At 69.7% G+C, this 17,661-nt stretch carries 18 protein-coding genes; 13 read left to right on the top strand and 5 right to left on the bottom strand.

What is annotated here, in order from left to right:
• Positions 1-4: 4 nt before the first annotated feature.
• The 4 genes from ABR571_RS00985 to ABR571_RS00970 all read left to right on the top strand — a co-directional run bounded on the left by ABR571_RS00985 (position 5) and on the right by ABR571_RS00970 (position 3,276).
• A complete protein-coding gene (locus ABR571_RS00985) occupies positions 5-451 on the top strand; it encodes a DUF4126 domain-containing protein (protein ID WP_409451312.1) in 447 nt (148 codons plus the stop codon).
• Entirely contained in the window at positions 451-1,446 is a 996-nt protein-coding gene (rfbB, locus tag ABR571_RS00980) for a dTDP-glucose 4,6-dehydratase (RefSeq protein WP_409451311.1), read from the top strand. Before ABR571_RS00985 ends, rfbB begins: the two co-directional genes overlap by 1 nt.
• A gap of 55 nt (positions 1,447-1,501) precedes the next feature.
• Positions 1,502-2,605, top strand: a complete 1,104-nt coding sequence (locus tag ABR571_RS00975) for a hypothetical protein (RefSeq protein WP_409451310.1) — start codon at positions 1,502-1,504, stop codon at positions 2,603-2,605.
• Positions 2,606-2,667: 62 nt separating this feature from the next.
• Positions 2,668-3,276 (top strand): hypothetical protein, encoded by a 609-nt coding sequence (locus tag ABR571_RS00970; protein WP_409451309.1) that lies wholly within the window; start codon positions 2,668-2,670, stop codon positions 3,274-3,276.
• On the opposite strand, the gene ABR571_RS00965 is transcribed toward ABR571_RS00970, so the two are convergent.
• Positions 3,176-4,399 (bottom strand): PQQ-dependent sugar dehydrogenase, encoded by a 1,224-nt coding sequence (locus ABR571_RS00965; protein ID WP_409451308.1) that lies wholly within the window; start codon positions 4,397-4,399, stop codon positions 3,176-3,178. The genes ABR571_RS00970 and ABR571_RS00965 overlap by 101 nt on opposite strands.
• Before the next feature lie 62 nt (positions 4,400-4,461).
• Here ABR571_RS00965 and ABR571_RS00960 point away from each other — a divergent pair, with 62 nt between their 5' ends.
• The gene (locus tag ABR571_RS00960; RefSeq protein WP_409451307.1) at positions 4,462-5,376 is read left to right on the top strand and encodes a 2-hydroxyacid dehydrogenase; all 915 of its coding nucleotides are present in this window, start codon (positions 4,462-4,464) and stop codon (positions 5,374-5,376) included.
• Between the two features lie 30 nt (positions 5,377-5,406).
• Here ABR571_RS00960 and ABR571_RS00955 read toward each other — a convergent pair whose 3' ends face one another.
• Entirely contained in the window at positions 5,407-5,880 is a 474-nt protein-coding gene (locus ABR571_RS00955; RefSeq protein WP_409451306.1) for a PH domain-containing protein, read from the bottom strand.
• Between the two features lie 29 nt (positions 5,881-5,909).
• Here ABR571_RS00955 and ilvD point away from each other — a divergent pair, with 29 nt between their 5' ends.
• Positions 5,910-7,601 carry a dihydroxy-acid dehydratase gene (gene ilvD / locus ABR571_RS00950; RefSeq protein ID WP_409451305.1) on the top strand — a complete coding sequence of 564 codons (1,692 nt, stop codon included), beginning with the start codon at positions 5,910-5,912 and terminating at the stop codon, positions 7,599-7,601.
• A 25-nt stretch (positions 7,602-7,626) separates the two neighbouring features.
• On the opposite strand, the gene ABR571_RS00945 is transcribed toward ilvD, so the two are convergent.
• On the bottom strand, positions 7,627-8,223 hold the full coding sequence (locus ABR571_RS00945) for a CAP domain-containing protein (RefSeq protein WP_409451304.1): 597 nt from the start codon (positions 8,221-8,223) through the stop codon (positions 7,627-7,629).
• Positions 8,224-8,697: 474 nt separating this feature from the next.
• Between ABR571_RS00945 and ABR571_RS00940 the strand changes: the two genes are divergently transcribed.
• Genes ABR571_RS00940 through ilvC form a run of 3 tightly spaced genes read left to right on the top strand, consistent with a single transcriptional unit; the run spans position 8,698 to position 12,149 of the window.
• Entirely contained in the window at positions 8,698-10,545 is a 1,848-nt protein-coding gene (locus tag ABR571_RS00940) for an acetolactate synthase large subunit (protein WP_409451303.1), read from the top strand.
• A gap of 4 nt (positions 10,546-10,549) precedes the next feature.
• Entirely contained in the window at positions 10,550-11,074 is a 525-nt protein-coding gene (ilvN, locus tag ABR571_RS00935; protein ID WP_409451302.1) for an acetolactate synthase small subunit, read from the top strand.
• Between the two features lie 46 nt (positions 11,075-11,120).
• A complete protein-coding gene (gene ilvC / locus ABR571_RS00930; RefSeq protein ID WP_409451301.1) occupies positions 11,121-12,149 on the top strand; it encodes a ketol-acid reductoisomerase in 1,029 nt (342 codons plus the stop codon).
• 18 nt (positions 12,150-12,167) lie between these two features.
• On the opposite strand, the gene ABR571_RS00925 is transcribed toward ilvC, so the two are convergent.
• On the bottom strand, positions 12,168-12,665 hold the full coding sequence (locus tag ABR571_RS00925; protein WP_409451300.1) for an ArsR/SmtB family transcription factor: 498 nt from the start codon (positions 12,663-12,665) through the stop codon (positions 12,168-12,170).
• 59 nt (positions 12,666-12,724) lie between these two features.
• Between ABR571_RS00925 and ABR571_RS00920 the strand changes: the two genes are divergently transcribed.
• From ABR571_RS00920 to cimA, 3 genes are all read left to right on the top strand, one after another.
• A complete protein-coding gene (locus tag ABR571_RS00920; RefSeq protein WP_409451299.1) occupies positions 12,725-14,032 on the top strand; it encodes an MFS transporter in 1,308 nt (435 codons plus the stop codon).
• A gap of 20 nt (positions 14,033-14,052) precedes the next feature.
• Positions 14,053-15,075, top strand: a complete 1,023-nt coding sequence (locus ABR571_RS00915) for a 3-isopropylmalate dehydrogenase (protein ID WP_409451298.1) — start codon at positions 14,053-14,055, stop codon at positions 15,073-15,075.
• A 210-nt stretch (positions 15,076-15,285) separates the two neighbouring features.
• A complete protein-coding gene (cimA, locus tag ABR571_RS00910) occupies positions 15,286-16,884 on the top strand; it encodes a citramalate synthase (protein WP_409451297.1) in 1,599 nt (532 codons plus the stop codon).
• A 21-nt stretch (positions 16,885-16,905) separates the two neighbouring features.
• On the opposite strand, the gene ABR571_RS00905 is transcribed toward cimA, so the two are convergent.
• Positions 16,906-17,364, bottom strand: a complete 459-nt coding sequence (locus tag ABR571_RS00905) for a hypothetical protein (RefSeq protein ID WP_409451296.1) — start codon at positions 17,362-17,364, stop codon at positions 16,906-16,908.
• A gap of 66 nt (positions 17,365-17,430) precedes the next feature.
• Here ABR571_RS00905 and ABR571_RS00900 point away from each other — a divergent pair.
• Positions 17,431-17,661, top strand: a 231-nt coding sequence (locus tag ABR571_RS00900) for a DUF2437 domain-containing protein (protein ID WP_409451295.1), incomplete at its 3' end; no start/stop codon positions are given.

The raw sequence follows: 17,661 nt of genomic DNA, 5'->3' as shown, positions 1-17,661 counted from the left end.
CGCCATGAAGCCACTCGTCCGCTCCGCCTTCGCCGGCCTGGCCACCGGCGCCCGCTCGCAGTCGGCGCTCGCGGCCTGCGCCCGCACTCCCGGCCGCGGCGGGCGGTTCGAGCGGTTCTTGAATCGCCGGCGGGTCCGCAAGTCGCTGACCCGGTCGGCGGCGTTCGAGTTGGTGACCGACAAGCTACCGGTCACCCCGGCCCGCACCGCGCCGCCCAGCGTCGGCGCGCGGATCACGCTCGGCGCCCTCACCGGCGCCCTCGCATCGTCGCGAGCCGGCGGCTCCGGCCGCCGCGGCGCAGTGGTCGGCGCGCTGACCTCGGCCGCATGGACCTTCGCCGGGCCGCGGTACCGGTCGGTGGCCGCGGCGCGGACCGGCAGCGACCTGCCCGGCGCGGTGCTCGAGGACGGGGCGGCGGTGCTCCTCGCGCTCGGGGCGACCCGGGCCTGATGCGCATCCTCGTAACCGGCGGCGCCGGTTTCATCGGTGCCAACTTCGTCCACCGCACTCTCGAACGGCGCCCCGATGTCCGCGTCACGGTGTTGGATGCGCTGACCTACGCGGCCAACCTGTCCAGCCTCGAGCCGATCCGAGACCGCATCGAGCTGGTCGAGGGCGACGTCGCCGACACCGCGGTGGTCGACCGGCTGGTGGGGGAGACCGATCTCGTCATCCACTTCGCCGCCGAGTCGCACAACGACAACTCGCTGCGCGACCCCGGGCCGTTCGTGCGGACCAACGTGGTCGGGACGTTCACGGTCCTCGAGGCCGTGAAACGCCACGGCGTCCGGCTGCACCACATCTCCACCGACGAGGTCTACGGGGACCTCGAGCTCGATGACCCGGCCAAATTCACGCCGGACACGCCGTACAACCCGTCGAGCCCGTACAGCGCGAGCAAGGCGGGTTCCGATCTGCTGGTGCGCGCGTGGGTGCGCTCGTTCGGCGTCGCGGCCACCATCTCGAACTGCTCGAACAACTACGGGCCGTACCAGCACATCGAGAAGTTCATCCCACGGCAGATCACGAACGTCCTGGCCGGCCTGCGTCCCAAGCTGTACGGCGCCGGGGCCAACGTGCGCGATTGGATCCACGTCGACGACCACAACGACGCGGTGTGGACGATCATCGACGCCGGGCGGATCGGCGAGACGTATCTCATCGGCGCCGACGGGGAGCACAGCAATCGCGCGGTCCTCGAGCTGATCCTCGAGCTGATGGGCCGGCCGAGCGACTGGTACGACCAGGTCACCGACCGCGCCGGGCACGACCTGCGCTACGCGATCGACGCGACGAAGCTGCGCACCGAGCTCGGATGGGAACCGCGGTACCCCGACCTGCGCGACGGCCTGGAACAGACCGTCGCGTGGTACGCCGCCAACCGCAGCTGGTGGGAACCGATCAAGGCCGAGGTCGAGGCCCGCTACGCCGTCGCCGGGCAGTGATGCCCGCGCTGCCGGCCCGCCGGCGGTGAGGAAGGACCGGCACTCGCGGACGCCGATGTTCGCCGCAGCGTTCGGTGCCGCGCTGTGCGCCACACTCGCGGCACCCGCGCTCGCCAGCGTTGCCACCACGCTGTTCCGCATCGCGGACTCGCGCATCGCCGAAGCGAGCGGCATCGCGCCGGGCCGGGTGTCGCCCGGCGTCGTCTACATGCAGAACGACAGCGGTGACACCAACCGCTTCTTCGCGCTGGATGTGCGCACCGGCGCCACCGCCGCGACGGTGACGGTGACCGGCGCGCGCAACGTCGACTGGGAGGACATCGCGGTCGGGCCCGGCGCCGGCGGCCGCAGCTCGGTGTGGCTCGCCGACACCGGCGACAACACCGCCGGCCGCGACGAGGTGCAGGTCTACCGCGTGGCCGAGCCGAGGCTGCCGGCCGGGCGATCCGGCGTGCCGATTAGGACGGCGAAGGCCGACATCTGGCGCCTGCGCTACCCCGGCGGTGCCGTCGACGCCGAGTCTCTGGCCGTGGCGCCGGACGGCACCGCGTACATCTTCACCAAGACGCTGGGGACATCGACGGTGTACCGGTTGCCGGCGCGACCGGACGCCGATCGCGTCCAGACGCTGCACCGCGTAGGGCAGGTGCCGTTGCTGCCCACCGGGACGGCGAACCCGTTCGGCCTGGCCGGTCAGGTGACCGCCACCGGCGCGTCGATCTCGAGCGACGGACGACTGCTCGTGGTCCGGACTTACGCCGACGCCTATGTCTGGCGGCTGAGGGATGCGGACGTCGCCACGGCACTTCGCGGGCCGCCGGTGCGCGCGGCGTTGCCCGAGCAGCCGCAAGGCGAAGGCATCTGCGTGCGCGACGGACGGTTGCTGCTGAGTTCGGAGGGCGTGCACAGCGCCGTGCTGGCCGTGCCGGTGCCACCCGGCGCGCCGCCGGCGGGTGCGGCGACCAGCAGAGCGTCAGCGACGACGTCAAGTACGCCGCCGACCTCCGTTGCGCGGCCGACGTCCGATGCGGCGACCTCGGTCGCGACGCCGACGTCCGCCCGCCCGTCCGGGCACCCGTCGTGGGTCGGGCCGGGGCTCGGCGTCGCAGCGGTGGCGCTGCTGGGTGCCGCCTGGTTGCTGGTCCGCCGGCGGCGCTGAGATCCGGCGGCTCCGGCCGCGCCGCAGTTGCAAGCCGGGTCGCGGCGGGCAGGATCAGCGACATGGCCCTCGCCGCGCAGCATTCCGCGCTCTCCGTCTCCCTGTGGGTCCTGGGCGGTTTGGTCGTCCTCGCCCTGCTCGCGGGCATCGTCGGCCGGCACTTCGTTCGGCGCGGCGTCCGGGAACCGTTCATCGTCCGGTTGATCAACTCCGCTTCCGACCGGGTGGTCGAGGTGGTGAAGCGGCCGATCACCATCGCCGTCCTCGACGAGGTGGCCGACGTCCTGCGGACCGGGCACTACACGCGCAACATCGCCGCCGCCATCGAGGAGAACCGCCTCGAGCTCAAGCAGATGGTGGCCGAGAAGATTCGCGACGACCCGACGGCCGGCCGCATCTATCTCGTGCCGTTCCACGACCGCCTGATCGACCAGATCAGCGATACGACGCTGCGGGTCATCCTCGAGATACTCGGCGATCCGCGCACCGACGAACTCGTCTCCGACATGCTGCGCGACAACATCACCCAGATCCGGCAGGCGGTCCGCGAGCGACCCGACTCGCCGCCCGCTAGACGGGAGCGCCCCCGCCCCCACCCGACGGCAGGTAACGGATCACCCGTTCATCGGCCGACACCGGGCTACCCGACCCATCGCGATTCGACGTGGTGAGCCAGAGCGCACCGTCGTCCGCCGCGACGACGGTCTTGAGCCGGCCGTACTTGTTGGTGAGGACGGCGCTGAACTTGCCGATGGCCGGCGTCGTCCGGCTGCCCTTCAGAGGTGCCGAGAGCAGCGCCCGACCGTCGAGCGAGGTCACCCACAGGTGGTTGTCGAGCACCGCGCAGCCACCGGGCGAGCGATACGCGTCCGGCAGCTCGCCGAGGGCCGGGCGGACGCTGCTGTTGGCTGCCGGCCAGCCGTAGTACGAGTCGGCCACGAGGTCGTTGACGTCGTCGGGGCGCCCGGCGGAACCGGCCTCGACCTCGAGGACCGCGGTCGCCTGCGGTACCGCGCAGAGACCGTTCACCCGGTAATGCCCGCTCGTCCACACCGGCGAGGACGGGGAGGGATTGCCTCGGGCCGGGTCGCCGATGTCGTCGATCCGCAGGACCTTGCCGGCGAGCTTGCGCGGATTGGCCGCGTCGGCGGCCCGGCCGGCGTCCCCCGTGCCGACGTAGAGGTCGCCGTCGCCGCCGAAAGCGATCCGGCCGGTATTCCCGGCCGATCCCTTCGGGATGCCGACCAGCACGGGGGTGACCGGACCCTTGAGCGTGAAGTCGACCACCCGGTTGTCCGTGGCTGTGGTGACGTACGCGTAGATCAACCCGTCCTCGCTGTACGTCGGTGAGAGCGCGAGATCGAGCAGCCCCCCGTCGCCGGAGCTGTCGAGCCCGCTGAGCTGCCGCACCGTCGGCACCGGTCGGCCGGCCACGGGCTGCACCCGCACGATCCGTCCGGTGGTCCGCTCCCCCACCAACGCCGTGCCGTCCGGCAGCATCGTCAGCCCGACCGGGGCGTGCAGGTGCGTGGCGACGACATTCGGGTCGCCCTTGCCGGTGGCGCTGGGCGAGGGCTGGTTGCGGGGGGGCCCGCTGGAGTTGGTGTGCGGCTGCGACTTCGGCGGGGACGGCACCGGAACGATCGGGCTGGCCTGCGCTCCCGGGCCGTTGCCGTTGCCGCCGAGCGCCGGGCTCGGCTCCCACGTCGGCGCGTCAGAGCCGCCGGCCGCTCCGCAGGCGGACAGCAGCAGCCCGGACGCGGTCGCGAGCAGAGCCATGCGGGTACGGCGCATCCCTGCAGTCTGCCTCGCCGACCTGTGTGCCGGCGCGTGTCCCGGCTGCGTAGCCTCGAACGGTGACGATCATCAGCGTGCCGACGCCGGACGCCGTCGGCCGGCTCGGCGACCTCCCGCCCGACGTCGAGGTCGTCGTCTGGGACGGTTCGGGCGAACGGCCGGCCCAGGCCGACGGCATCGAGTTCTTCGTCGCCCGCTACGACGCGCCACCCGTGGCGGCCGACGTGCTCGCCGGCCTACCCCGGCTGGAGGTCGTCCAGCTGGTCTCGGCCGGTGTCGAACCCTGGCTCGACCGCATCCCCGAGAACGTGCAGCTGTGCAACGGGCGCGGGGTGCACGGCGCCTCCACCGCCGAACTCGCGCTCGCCGGGCTGCTTGCGGTCCTGCGGGAGCTGCCCCGCTTCGAGGACGCCCGGCGCGCCCATCGCTGGGATCGGGAGCTGACCGACGGCCTGGCCGGGCGCCGCGTGCTCGTCCTGGGCGCGGGCGACATCGGTTCACGCATCGCGGCGGCGGCGCGGATCTTCGATGCCCAGACCACGCTGGTGGCCCGGTCGGCCCGGGACGGCGTGCACGGCTTCGCCGACCTGCCGGCGCTCCTGCCGGAATCCGACGTGGTCGCGATCGCGATTCCCCACACTCCGCAGACGCACCGGCTGGTCGACGCCGCGTTCCTCGCTGCGATGCCGGACTCGGCGGTGCTGGTCAACATCGCCCGCGGAGCGATCGTGGACACCGACGCGCTGCTGGCCGAGTTGCAGGCCGGCCGCCTGCGTGCGTTCCTCGACGTCACCGACCCGGAGCCGCTGCCCGCCGGTCATCCGCTGTGGGCGGCGCCGAACCTCGTGCTGACGCCGCACATCGGCGGCGGAACGCATGGGTGGGAGGACCGTGCCTACCGGCTGGTTCGCGAGCAGGTCCTGCGCTACCTCGCCGGGCAGCCGTTGGAGAACCTCGTCGAGAACGGCTACTAGCCGATCGGCGGGCGACGGCTTGACGGTCGGTCAGCGCCGCCGGCGCCGCTGCGGCGCGTACTTCGGCCTCGGGTCGGCGATCAGCGGCAAGCGGCCGTCACTGGCACGGGACACGGCGCCCAGGTCGGACTGCCTCACGCACGGCAGGCGAACCGACCCGTCGGCGAGCACCGCGTAGATGCTGCGCCCGGTCACCGCCAGGCCGCGAATCTCCGACCACGGCAACCGCCGCGAACCAAGGACGGCCCGCACCCGGATCCCCGCGGCGTCTACGAACGTGGCGGTCCGGCGGATGAACACGGCCACGAGGACGGGGATCGCAAGCAGCAGCGTGTGCCAACCGACGACGAGCGGCGCGCCCTCCTCGCCGCCCTTGGCGTTGAAGCTGAAGCCGGAACTCGTGAAGGCCAACGGCATGGTCCCGAAGAACACGAACAGGACCACGAGATAGGTCGACGCCGGCAGGCGGAACACCCGCTCCGTCGGACCGGACTCCGAAGCCACGCCAGCACGGTAGCCCGTAGGCTTACGCCGTGAGCAGCCAGCAGCCACGCAAGCATCGCAAGCCACACAGCGGCATCGTCACCGACGGACTGGAACGAGCCGCCGCGCGCGGCATGTTGCGCGCCGTGGGCATGGGCGATGACGACTGGCGCAAGCCGCAGATCGGCGTCGCGTCGTCCTGGAACGAGATCACGCCGTGCAACCTGTCGCTCGACCGCCTGGCCAAGAAGGCGAAGGTGGGGGTCAAGGGCGCTGACGGGTACCCGCTCGAGTTCGGGACGATCTCGGTCTCTGACGGCATCTCGATGGGCCACAGCGGCATGCACTACTCGCTCGTGTCGCGCGAGGTCATCGCCGATTCGGTGGAGACGGTCTTCCGCGCCGAGCAGCTCGACGGGGGCGTGCTGCTGGCGGGCTGTGACAAGTCGCTGCCCGGCATGCTCATGGCCGCCGCCCGCCTCGACGTCGCCGCTGTCTTTCTGTATGCCGGCTCCACCCTGCCCGGCAAGGTGGGTGACCGCACGGTGACGATCATCGATGCCTTCGAGGCGGTCGGCGCCTGCCTGGCGGGCCGTATCACCCGCGACGAGGTCGACGTGATCGAGCGGGCGATCTGCCCGGGTGAGGGTGCCTGCGGCGGGATGTACACCGCCAACACGATGGCGAGCGCAGCCGAGGCGATGGGCATGTCGCTGCCCGGGAGCGCCGCCCCGCCCGCGCCCGACGCGCGGCGCGACCACTACGCCGAGCGTTCCGGTGAGGCGGCGGTGCATCTCGTCGACGCCGGCATCACCGCGCGCACGATCATCACGAAGCAGGCTCTGGAGAACGCGATCACCGTCGTCATGGCGCTCGGCGGCTCGACTAACGCGGTCCTGCATCTGCTGGCAATCGCGCGTGAGGCGAAGGTGGACCTCACGCTCGACGATTTCAACCGGATCGGCGACAAGGTGCCGCACCTGGCCGACGTCAAACCGTTCGGCGAGTACGTGATGACCGACATCGACCGCATCGGCGGCGTGCCGGTGGTGATGAAGGCCCTTCTGGACGCCGGCCTGCTGCACGGCGATGCGCTGACCGTCACCGGCCGGACGGTTGCCGAGAACCTGGCCGACATCAAGCCGCCCGATCCGGACGGCAAGATCATCCACGCCATGAGCGACCCGATCCACCGCACCGGGGGATTGGCGATCCTGCGCGGATCGCTCGCACCCGACGGTGCCGTCGTGAAGAGCGCCGGCTTCGATCGAGAGGTCTTCGAGGGCACGGCCCGCGTCTTCGACCGCGAACAGGCGGCCATGGACGCGCTGGCAGCCGGGCAGTTGCAGCCCGACGACGTGGTCGTGATCCGCTGGGAGGGTCCTAAGGGCGGCCCCGGGATGCGGGAGATGCTGCAGATCACCGGCGCGATCAAGGGCGCCGGCCTCGGCAAGGACGTCCTGCTGCTGACCGACGGACGGTTCTCCGGCGGCACGACCGGTCTCTGCATCGGGCACATCGCCCCTGAGGCCGCGGTCGGCGGCCCGATCGCCTTCGTGGCCGATGGCGATCGCATCCGGCTGGACATGGCCGGTCGGACACTGGACCTGCTGGTCGACGCCGACGAACTCGAACGGCGTCGCGCCGAGTGGAAGCCGTTGGAGCCCCAGTTCGACTTCGGCGTCCTGCGCAAGTACGCGAAGCTGGTGGGCTCAGCCGCAAACGGGGCCGTCTGCGACTGACGGCCCCGCTCGACGTGGGTTGCGGTTAGCTGCGGTGCCCAAAGTCGACCGTGAGCCACAGCTTGCGGTGGGTCCAGTCCATGTAGACATCCACTCCGACGTCGCGGAAGTGTGAATTGAGGATGTTCAGACGGTGCGCGTTGTTCGGCGCCACCTCATTGAACATCATCTTCTCGAGGGTCAACGCGCCGCTCAGCGACATCGCTGAGTTCCACGCGATGTTCTCGCCGGCGTAGTTCCAGTAGTAGCCGGCCTGGTTCTCCCGGGTGCCGAAGGACGGTTCGCCCGGAAGTTGGTGCGACATCGTGTTGTACGCGGCCATCGTGACGTCGTGCCGTCGGGCGGAGAGCTGGAGCTGGCTGCTCATGTAGACGTAACCCCTGCCGCTGGCCGCGCGCTCGGTCACGATCAGGCTCTTCACCGCCCAGGCGATGCTCGACTCCAGCGCGGTGCGGGCGGGGACGGTGGCTGACGCGGGAGGAGTCGCGACGAACAGCGCGGCCAGCACGCCGACAAGGGCGGCGATGGCGACGGCCACACGGCGGAGGCCGGAAACGGGGGCGCCCGGCGTCGGCACGACGTGCGCCGCAGGGCGAGGGGCGACGGCGAGAAGGAAGGACATGGGACACCATCCGGGAAATCGAGGTCGAGTGAGTGCGGTTCCCCCGCTCGTCCCCCTCCGCACGTCGCCGTGCGGTCCTTCGGTGCTGCCTGTCCCACCCGCTTCCCGTCCGCTTCCCCGGCGAACTGGTACGAGCAGTAAACATACCTCACGCGGAATTTACAAGTCTTCAGATGGAGCAATTTTTCGCGCCCGGGACTTTGGTCTGCTCCGCGCAGCAGCAAACAGCGTTAGGGGTCTCGTCCCCGGTTCCCCGCTTTGCACCTTTGAGGGCGGTAGATCGGGCCCCGCAACAGCGCTGAAAGGTGCAAAGCGCGGGGGGCGGTGCACACCGTCTCAGTGGCTGGGACGGTCGTCCCGCGATGTTGAACGTGCCGTGGGCACGCGTGTAAGGTGGCCTCGTGCGCAAGCTCGTACTCGTTATCGAGCGCGTCGCGTAGGCCTGATCCCGCCACCGCGACGCGCCAGCCCTTCGTGCATCACGCACGAGGGGTTTTTTGTTGGGATTTTCATTCCGCGAGCGCTGATAGACCAGTTCCGAGTCGAAAGAGGCAAGCCATGACCGGTGAACCGACCACAGCCACCATCACCGGGGCGCAGGCACTCGTACGGTCCCTCGAAGAGGTGGGCGCCGACGTCGTCTTCGGCATTCCCGGCGGCGCGATCCTGCCGGCCTACGACCCGCTCTACGACTCCACGAAGGTGCGGCACATCCTGGTCCGCCACGAGCAGGGCGCCGGGCACGCGGCCGAGGGGTACGCCCAGGCCAGCGGCAAGGTCGGCGTGTGCATGGCCACGTCAGGCCCGGGAGCCACCAACCTGGTCACGCCCATCGCCGACGCGTACATGGACTCCGTCCCGATGGTGGCGATCACCGGTCAGGTCGGTCGCGCGTTCATCGGCACCGACGCGTTCCAGGAAGCGGACATCTCCGGCATCACGCTGCCGATCACCAAGCACAACTTCCTCGTGCAGTCCGCCGGTGACATCCCGCAGGCGATCGCCGAGGCGTTCCATCTGGCCCTGACCGGCCGGCCGGGACCCGTCCTCGTCGACCTGCCGAAGGACGTGTTGCAGGAGCTCACCACGTTCAGCTGGCCGCCGCGCATCGACCTGCCCGGGTACCGCCCGGTCAGCCGGCCGCACGGTAAGCAGATCCGCGAGGCTGCCCGGCTGATCGCCTCGGCCCGTCGGCCCGTGCTCTACGTCGGCGGCGGAGTGCTGAAAGGCCACGCCACCGCCGAGCTGCGCCAGCTGGCCGAGCTCGCCGGCATTCCGGTCGTGACGACTCTCATGGCGCGCGGCGCGTTCCCGGACAGCCACCCGCAGCATCTCGGCATGCCGGGGATGCACGGGTCGGTGTCGGCCGTCACCGCGCTGCAGAAGGCGGATCTGCTGATCGCACTCGGCACGCGCTTCGACGACCGAGTCACCGGGCGGCTCGAGACATTCGCACCGCACGCCGCCGTGATCCACGCCGACATCGACCCGGCCGAGATCGGCAAGAACCGGGTCGCTGACGTGCCCATCGTGGGCGATGTCCGCGAAGTGCTCATCGAGCTGCTGCCCGCGTTGAAGGCCGAGTTCGACACCGACCACCGCGCCGACCTCACGGGCTGGTGGCGGCAGATCGACGAGTGGCGCGAGACGTATCCCTTGGGCTACGAGCAGCCGCCGGACGGCACCCTCGCACCGCAGTACGTGATCGAGCGGCTTGGCGCCATCGCCGGTCCCGAGGCCATCTACGCATCCGGCGTAGGCCAGCACCAGATGTGGGCGGCCCAGTTCATCAAGTACGAGAACCCCTACACCTGGCTCAACTCCGGCGGCGCCGGGACGATGGGTTACGCGGTGCCGGCGGCGATGGGTGCGCAGGTCGCGTGTCCGGACAAGCTGGTCTGGGCGATCGACGGCGACGGCTGTTTCCAGATGACCAACCAAGAACTCGCCACGTGCGCGATCGAGGGCATCCCGATCAAGGTCGCGGTCATCAACAACGGCAACCTGGGCATGGTGCGGCAGTGGCAGACCCTGTTCTACGACGAGCGCTACAGCCAGACCGATCTCGGCACGCACAAGCACCGGATCCCCGACTTCGTGAAGCTGGCCGACGCGCTCGGCTGCGTGGGCCTGCGCTGCGAAAGCGCGTCCGACGTGGACGAGACGATCGAGAAGGCCATGTCGATCAACGACCAGCCCGTGGTCGTCGACTTCACCGTCGGCAAGGATGCGATGGTGTGGCCCATGGTCGCGGCCGGCGCGAGCAACGACGACATCCAGGCCGCGCGCAACATCCGGCCCGTCTTCGAATCGGAGGTGTGAGGGCATGAGTACTCACACGCTGTCCGTGCTGGTGGAGAACAAGCCGGGTGTCCTGTCCCGGGTCGCCGGGCTGTTCACGCGGCGCGGCTTCAACATCGAGTCCCTGGCCGTCGGCCCGACCGAGCACGAGGAGATCTCGCGGATCACCATCCTGGTGACGGTCGAGGGCACGGTCCTCGAGCAGGTGACCAAGCAGCTCAACAAGCTCGTCAACGTCCTCAAGATCGTCGAGCTGGAGCAGGGTCAGGCCGTGCAACGCGAGCTGCTCCTGGTGAAGGTCCGGGCCGACGAGACCAATCGCCGCGATGTCCTGCAGGTGGTGGAGCTGTTCAAGGCGAAGGTCGCCGACGTCGGGCCCGAAGCGGTGACCATCGAACTCACCGGGCGTCCGGACAAGCTCGGGGCGATGCTGAAGATGCTCGAGCCGTACGGCATCCGCGAAATGGTGCAGTCCGGCATGGTTGCGCTGGGCCGGGGCCCGCGCTCGATGACCCAAGCCGCCCTCCGGTCCGTGGACCGCAGCGCGTAAGTCTGATCCAAACCAGTGATCCGATAAGGAAGAGGAAACAACAGCGATGGCAGTGGAGATCTTCTACGACGACGACGCCGATCTGTCGATCGTGCAGGGGCGCAAGGTGGCCGTTCTCGGCTACGGCAGCCAGGGACAAGCGCACGCGCTGTCGCTGCGCGATTCGGGCGTCGACGTCCGGGTCGGACTGCCCGAGGGGTCACGTAGCCGGGCCAAGGCCGAGGACGAGGGCCTGCGTGTCCTCACGCCGGGCGAGGCGGCGGCCGAGGCCGACCTGATCATGGTCCTGGCCCCCGACCCGGCCCAGCGGTCGCTGTACAAGGAGTCCATCGAGCCCAACCTGAAGGACGGCGACGCGCTCTTCTTCGGCCACGGTTTCAACATCCGGTTCGGCTACATCGACGCGCCGGCCAACGTCGACGTCGCGATGGTTGCCCCGAAGGGCCCCGGTCACCTCGTCCGCCGGCAGTTCGTCGACGGCAAGGGCGTGCCCGTCCTGGTCGCGGTCGAGCAGGACGCGACGGGCAAGGCGTTCGATCTGTCGCTGTCCTACGCGAAGGCGATCGGCGGCACCCGGGCCGGCGCCATCAAGACGACGTTCACCGAGGAAACCGAGACCGACCTCTTCGGCGAGCAGGCGGTTCTTTGCGGCGGGGCGTCCCAGCTCGTTATGTACGGCTTCGAGACGCTGATCGAGGCCGGCTACGCGCCGGAGATCGCGTACTTCGAATGCCTGCACGAGCTCAAGCTGATCGTCGACCTCATGTACGAGGGCGGGATCGCCAAGCAGCGGTGGTCGGTGTCGGACACGGCCGAGTACGGCGACTACGTCTCCGGTCCGCGAGTGATCGACGAGCACGTCAAGGCCAACATGCAGGCAGTGCTCGCCGACATCCAGAGCGGCGCATTCGCCGAGCGCTTCATCGCCGACCAGGATGCCGGGGCACCGGAGTTCAAGGCGCTGCGGGCCAAGGGCGAGCAGCACCCGATCGAGGACACCGGCCGCAAGCTGCGCGGTCTCATGTCCTGGGTGACCGCCGACGACGACTACGTGGAAGGCACCGCCCAGCGCTAGATCTTTGGCGACGACCGGTCAGCGCTGGTTCGGGTCGGGGTGGATCGACAGGAAGACCGACCAGGCTTCCCCGTCCGGGTCGTCGGGGCGCGCGGCGAAATCGTCGAGCAGCGTGCGGAGCCGGTCGCGGAACTCACCCATGTCCTCGGCCGACAATTGCAGACCGAGGCGAGCGGAGTCGACCTGGTCGGCGGGCACGAGCGCGACCTCCTCGAGAAAGGTGTCGATCATGGCGCGGTCCTGCGACGGCGTACTGATCGCCCAGGACTTGCGCGAGGCGCGGTAGGGAATCTCGCGCGACCCGCGGGTGCCGCGGCGCTGTTCCTCCGCGACGAGGAAGCCGGTGCGGACCAGGGTTCGGACGTGGTGCAGGACGCTGGCCGGGTCGCGCCCGAGAATGGCCGCGATCTCCTTGTTCGTCCGTGACTCGTGCAGGCAGGCGCGCAGGATGCGCAAGCGGAGCGAGGACGCCAGAGCTCTCGCCTCCTCGTCGGTAGCATCCCGGCGGGCGGTCACGAGGACCAGCCTAGAATAGTGATTGACAAACCTCAATCACTCGGCGCAGGCTGGCCGGCGTGACCGATTCGCCGACACCCGCCGAGACGATCCGGCGCCGCGGCGGCCTGTGGCACCACCTCGACTTCCGCCGGTTGTGGATCGGCGAGACGGTCAGCCAGTTCGGCACGATGGTGAGCCAGCTGGCGCTGCCCCTCGTGGCGATCCTGGTGGTCCACGCGTCGACCTTCGAGGTCGGTCTGCTCACCACTTTCGAGACCGCGGCGTTCCTGCTGGTCGGGTTGCCGGCGGGGGCATGGGTCGACCGGATGCGGTTCCGTACCGTCCTCATCGTCAACGACCTCATCCGGGCGGTGGCCCTCGGCTCGGTGCCGTTGGCGCAGGCCGTGCACGCTCTGTCGATCGAGCAGCTGTACGCCGTCGCGCTCGTCACCGGGGTCAGCACGGTCTTCTTCGACGTCGCCTACCAGTCCTATCTCCCGCAGCTCGTGGACCGGGACGCCCTCGTCGAGGGCAACGCGAAGTTGCAGGCCAGCGAATCGGTCAGCCAGATCGCCGGGCCGAGCGCGGGCGGCGCGTTGATCCAGGCGCTGACCGCTCCGTACGCGGTGCTGGTCGACGCCGTGAGCTTCTTGTGGTCGGCCGGCTGGGTCGCGGCGATCACGAGCCGGCCGCCCAAGCCGGAGCGCAAGCCGGATCGCCATCTGGGCCGCGAGATCAAGGAAGGGCTCAGTTTCGTCCTCCGCAATCGGATGCTGCGCAGTATCGCGATGTGCACCGGAAGCGCGAACCTGTTCAACACCATCGGTTTCGCCGTGTTCTACGTGCTGCTTGCTCGCGACCTGCACCTGTCACCCGGCTACATCGGATTGATCATGTCGACGGCGGCGATCGGCGGCCTGATCGGGTCGCTCGCAACCAGCCGGATCGCGGCGCGGCTCGGACAGGGCCCGACCATCTGGATCTCGATCGCCGTCTCGCTACCGACGGGCTTCGTCGCCCCGTTCGTGCACCGGGACTGGACGCTGTACCTGCTCGCCGCGGCCTTCATCCTCTTCTGGGCCACCACGGTCGTCTACAACATCACCCAGGTCAGTTTCCGCCAGGGCCTGTGCCCGCCCGACCTGCTCGGCCGGATGAACGCGACGATGCGCTTCCTGGTCTGGGGCACGATGCCATTGGGCGGCGTGATCGGCGGTGCGCTCGGCGCGGCCATCGGAGTGCGTACCACGCTGCTGGTGGCCGCGATCGGTGGCTGCGTGGCGGTCGTGCCGGTGTTCTTCTCGCCGCTGCGGCGGATGCGCGAGCTGCCTTCCTACGTCCCGGATGGTGAGACGATGAGCCCACTTGCTGAGAGGGCAAACTGAGCTGGACTAGGCTGACGGCCATGAAATTAGCGGTCATCCCCGGTGACGGAATCGGTATCGAGGTCACCGAGCAGGCCCTCCGCGTGCTCGACGCCGTCCATCCCGGAGTGCAGGCGACGCAATACGACCTGGGCGCCGCGAGGTGGCACCGGACGGGCGAGGTCCTGCCTGACTCGGTGCTCGAGGAGATCCGCGGACAGGATGCGATCCTGCTCGGCGCAGTGGGCGACCCCACGGTTCCCTCCGGCGTCCTCGAGCGCGGCTTGCTCCTGCGGCTGCGCTTCGAGCTCGACCACCACGTGAACCTGCGGCCGGCCAAGCTCTACCCCGGAGTCGCGAGCCCACTCGCCGGCGAGCCGCCGATCGATTTCGTCGTGATCCGCGAGGGCACCGAAGGTCCCTACGCCGGCAACGGCGGGGTGCTGCGGAAGGGAACGCTGCACGAGATCGCCACCGAGGTCAGCGTCAACACCGCCTACGGGGTGGAGCGGGTCGTGCGTGACGCCTTCGCCCGGGCGCAGGGCCGTCCCCGCAAGCATCTGACGCTCGTTCACAAGAACAACGTCCTCACCAACGCCGGCGATTTGTGGTTCCGCATCGTCAACCAGGTGGCCGAGGAGTTCCCGGAGGTGACCGTCGCCTACAACCACGTGGACGCGGCGACGATCTATCTCGTCACCGACCCGGGACGCTACGACGTGATCGTCACCGACAACCTCTTCGGCGACATCATCACCGACCTCGCCGCCGCCATCGCCGGCGGAATCGGGCTGGCCGCGAGCGGCAATCTGGACGTCAGCCACACCAACCCGTCGATGTTCGAACCGGTCCACGGATCGGCGCCCGACATCGCCGGGCAAGGGAAGGCCGACCCGACCGCGGCCGTGTTGTCGGTGTCGATGTTGCTCTCCCATCTGGGCGACGACGAGGGTGCTGCGCGCGTCGAGGCGGCCGTCGCGGCCGACCTCGCCACTCGCGACGCGCGACAGCCCGGCTCGACGGGCGACATCGGCGAGCGGCTCGCGAAGGCCGCCGCCGGCTGACCCGTTGCGACCGCCCGGCGGTGTGACGATGATCCGCGATGCGGGCAGCGGCGTGGTGTGGCACACTCGACCCGTGCTCTGCAGCTCGCTCATTATCACTTAGCGCGTCGGTACCGGCCTTTCACCGACGCGCAGACCCTCCGCACATGCGGGGGGTCTTTTGTTTCCCCCGAACAACTCGGACGTCCCAGGATCGATCGCGAGGACCACATGCAGACAGACGCATTCCACGTCTTTGACACGACGCTGCGCGACGGTGCCCAACGCGAGGGGATCACCTACTCGGTGACCGACAAACTCGCCGTGGCCCGTCTCCTCGATGAGCTGGGTGTCGGGTTCATCGAGGGCGGCTGGCCCGGCGCCATGCCCAAGGACACCGAGTTCTTCGCCCGGGCCGCGTCCGGCGAGCTGGCCCTGCGCCACGCCGTCCTCGTCGCGTTCGGCGCCACCCGCAAGGCCGGTGTCCGGGTCGAGGACGACTTGCAGGTGCGCGCGTTGCTCGACGCGGAGACGTCGGTGGTGTGCCTCGTCGCCAAGTCCGACGTCCGCCACGTCGAGCGGGCGCTGCGCACGACCCTCGAGGAGAACCTCGCGATGGTGCGCGACACCGTCGCGTTCCTCCGGGCCGAGGGGCGCCGGGTATTCGTCGACTGCGAGCACTTCTTCGACGGGTACAAGCACGACCCCGACTACGGAGTACGCGTACTCGATGCGGCCGCCTCGGCCGGCGCCGACGTCTGCGTGCTCTGCGACACGAACGGCGGAATGCTCCCGATGGGCATCCACGACGTCGTGTCGGACGTGAACCGTCGCGCCGGCATCCGGCTCGGTATCCACACCCAGGACGACACGGGTTGCGCGGTGGCCAACACCCTGGCCGCCGTGGATGCCGGCGCGACACACGTACAAGGCACGGCGAACGGCTACGGCGAACGCGCCGGCAACGCCGACATCTTCAGCGTGATCGGCGGCCTGGTCACCAAGATGGACAGGGACGTGCTCCCCAGCGGATGCCTGCAGGAGATGGTCCGGGTGGCGCACGCGATCGCCGAGATCGCCAACCTCGCTCCTGACACGCACGCGCCCTACGTCGGCACGTCGTCCTTCGCCCACAAGGCCGGGCTGCACGCCTCCGCGATCAAGGTCGACCCCGAGCTGTACAACCACCTCGACCCGGCAGTCGTGGGCAACGACCAGCGCATCCTCGTCACCGAAATGGCCGGCCGCGCGTCGATCGAACTGAAGTCGCAGGAGCTCGGGGTCGACGTCACCTCTCGACCGGAGGTCGTCGGCACGGTGGTCGACCTGGTGAAGGAACGCGAAGCACAGGGCTGGTCGTACGAGGCGGCCGACGCCTCGTTCGAGTTGTTGTTGCGCGACGCACTCGGCGGCCCGGACGGCGAACCGCTGCCGGCGCCCTTCGTGGTCGAGTCGTACCGGGTGATCATCGAGCGCCGCGAGAGCGGTGCGCTGGTCAGCGAGGCCACGGTCAAGCTCGCCGCCGGCGGCCGCCGGTTCATTTCGACCCAAGAGGGCAACGGGCCGGTCAACGCGCTCGACCGAGCTCTTCGCAAGGCGTTGGAGCGGGCGTATCCGCAGCTCGCGAAGATCGAGCTCACCGACTACAAGGTGCGCATCATGCCCGGCAAGCACGGCACCGACGCAGTCACTCGGGTCCTGATCGAGACCAGTGACCGGGAACGGGAGTGGACGACCGTCGGCGTGCACGCCAACGTCATCGAGGCGTCCTGGCTGGCCCTGCATGATGCCGTGCGTTACGGGCTCATCCGCCGATCCACGCCGGCGTAGCCGGGCGCTTCGCCCGCGCGCTCAGCGCGTTCGTGGATACGGAGACGGCCGCTTCCGCTCCGCCGTGACCACCTGACCCGGTCTGATGGCGGCCAGCACGCACGTCTCGCACGAATGGGTGCACCCGACACCGTGCCCGTCGTGCGCGCAGGGATCGTCGACGACGTGCAGCTCGTCGGGGTCGTGGTCGTGCCCGCAGTCGCACATCAGGCCGCCCCGTTTCACGACGGCCGCCTCGATGGCCGCATCGAGGCGCTGCGCGCCCAGGTCGAGCTTCACCGAATGCAGCACGCCCCAAGCCATCAATCCGAGCACCACGGCGACGACCAGAGCGATGACGACGAAGGCCTTGACCACCGTGGTCGACGCGCCGGTCGCCGCGACGGCGCCGACGGCGATGAAGAGCATGGAGAACAGGCCCAGGGTCGCGGCCAGCTGCCGGCGCTTCTCGACGGCGATGGCCGACAACGGTGACGTCACGGCCTCGATTATGGCTGACCGGCCGACCTGCGGGCGTCAGCGACCCGGCCGGTAGCGTAGAACCTCGTGCGCATCGCTCGTTTCGTCCATCCCGGTTCCTCTTCCGCCGAGCCCGGTGTCGCGTGGGGGACGGTCGAGGGCCCGTCCGGCTCACCCGTCGAGGCGCTGACCGTCGCGGCCATCGACGGCCATCCGTTCGGCCCCATCACCTTCACCGGCGACCGGTGGGCCTTCCCCGACGTCCGCCTGCTGTCGCCGTTCCTGCCGAGCAAGGTGGTGGCCATCGGCAAGAACTAC

It is taken from the genome of Jatrophihabitans sp., assembly GCF_046262535.1.
Classification (GTDB): Bacteria; Actinomycetota; Actinomycetes; order Mycobacteriales; family Jatrophihabitantaceae; genus Jatrophihabitans.
Note: the sequence above shows the minus strand (reverse complement) of the source record. Positions and strands in the feature narration are given on the sequence as shown.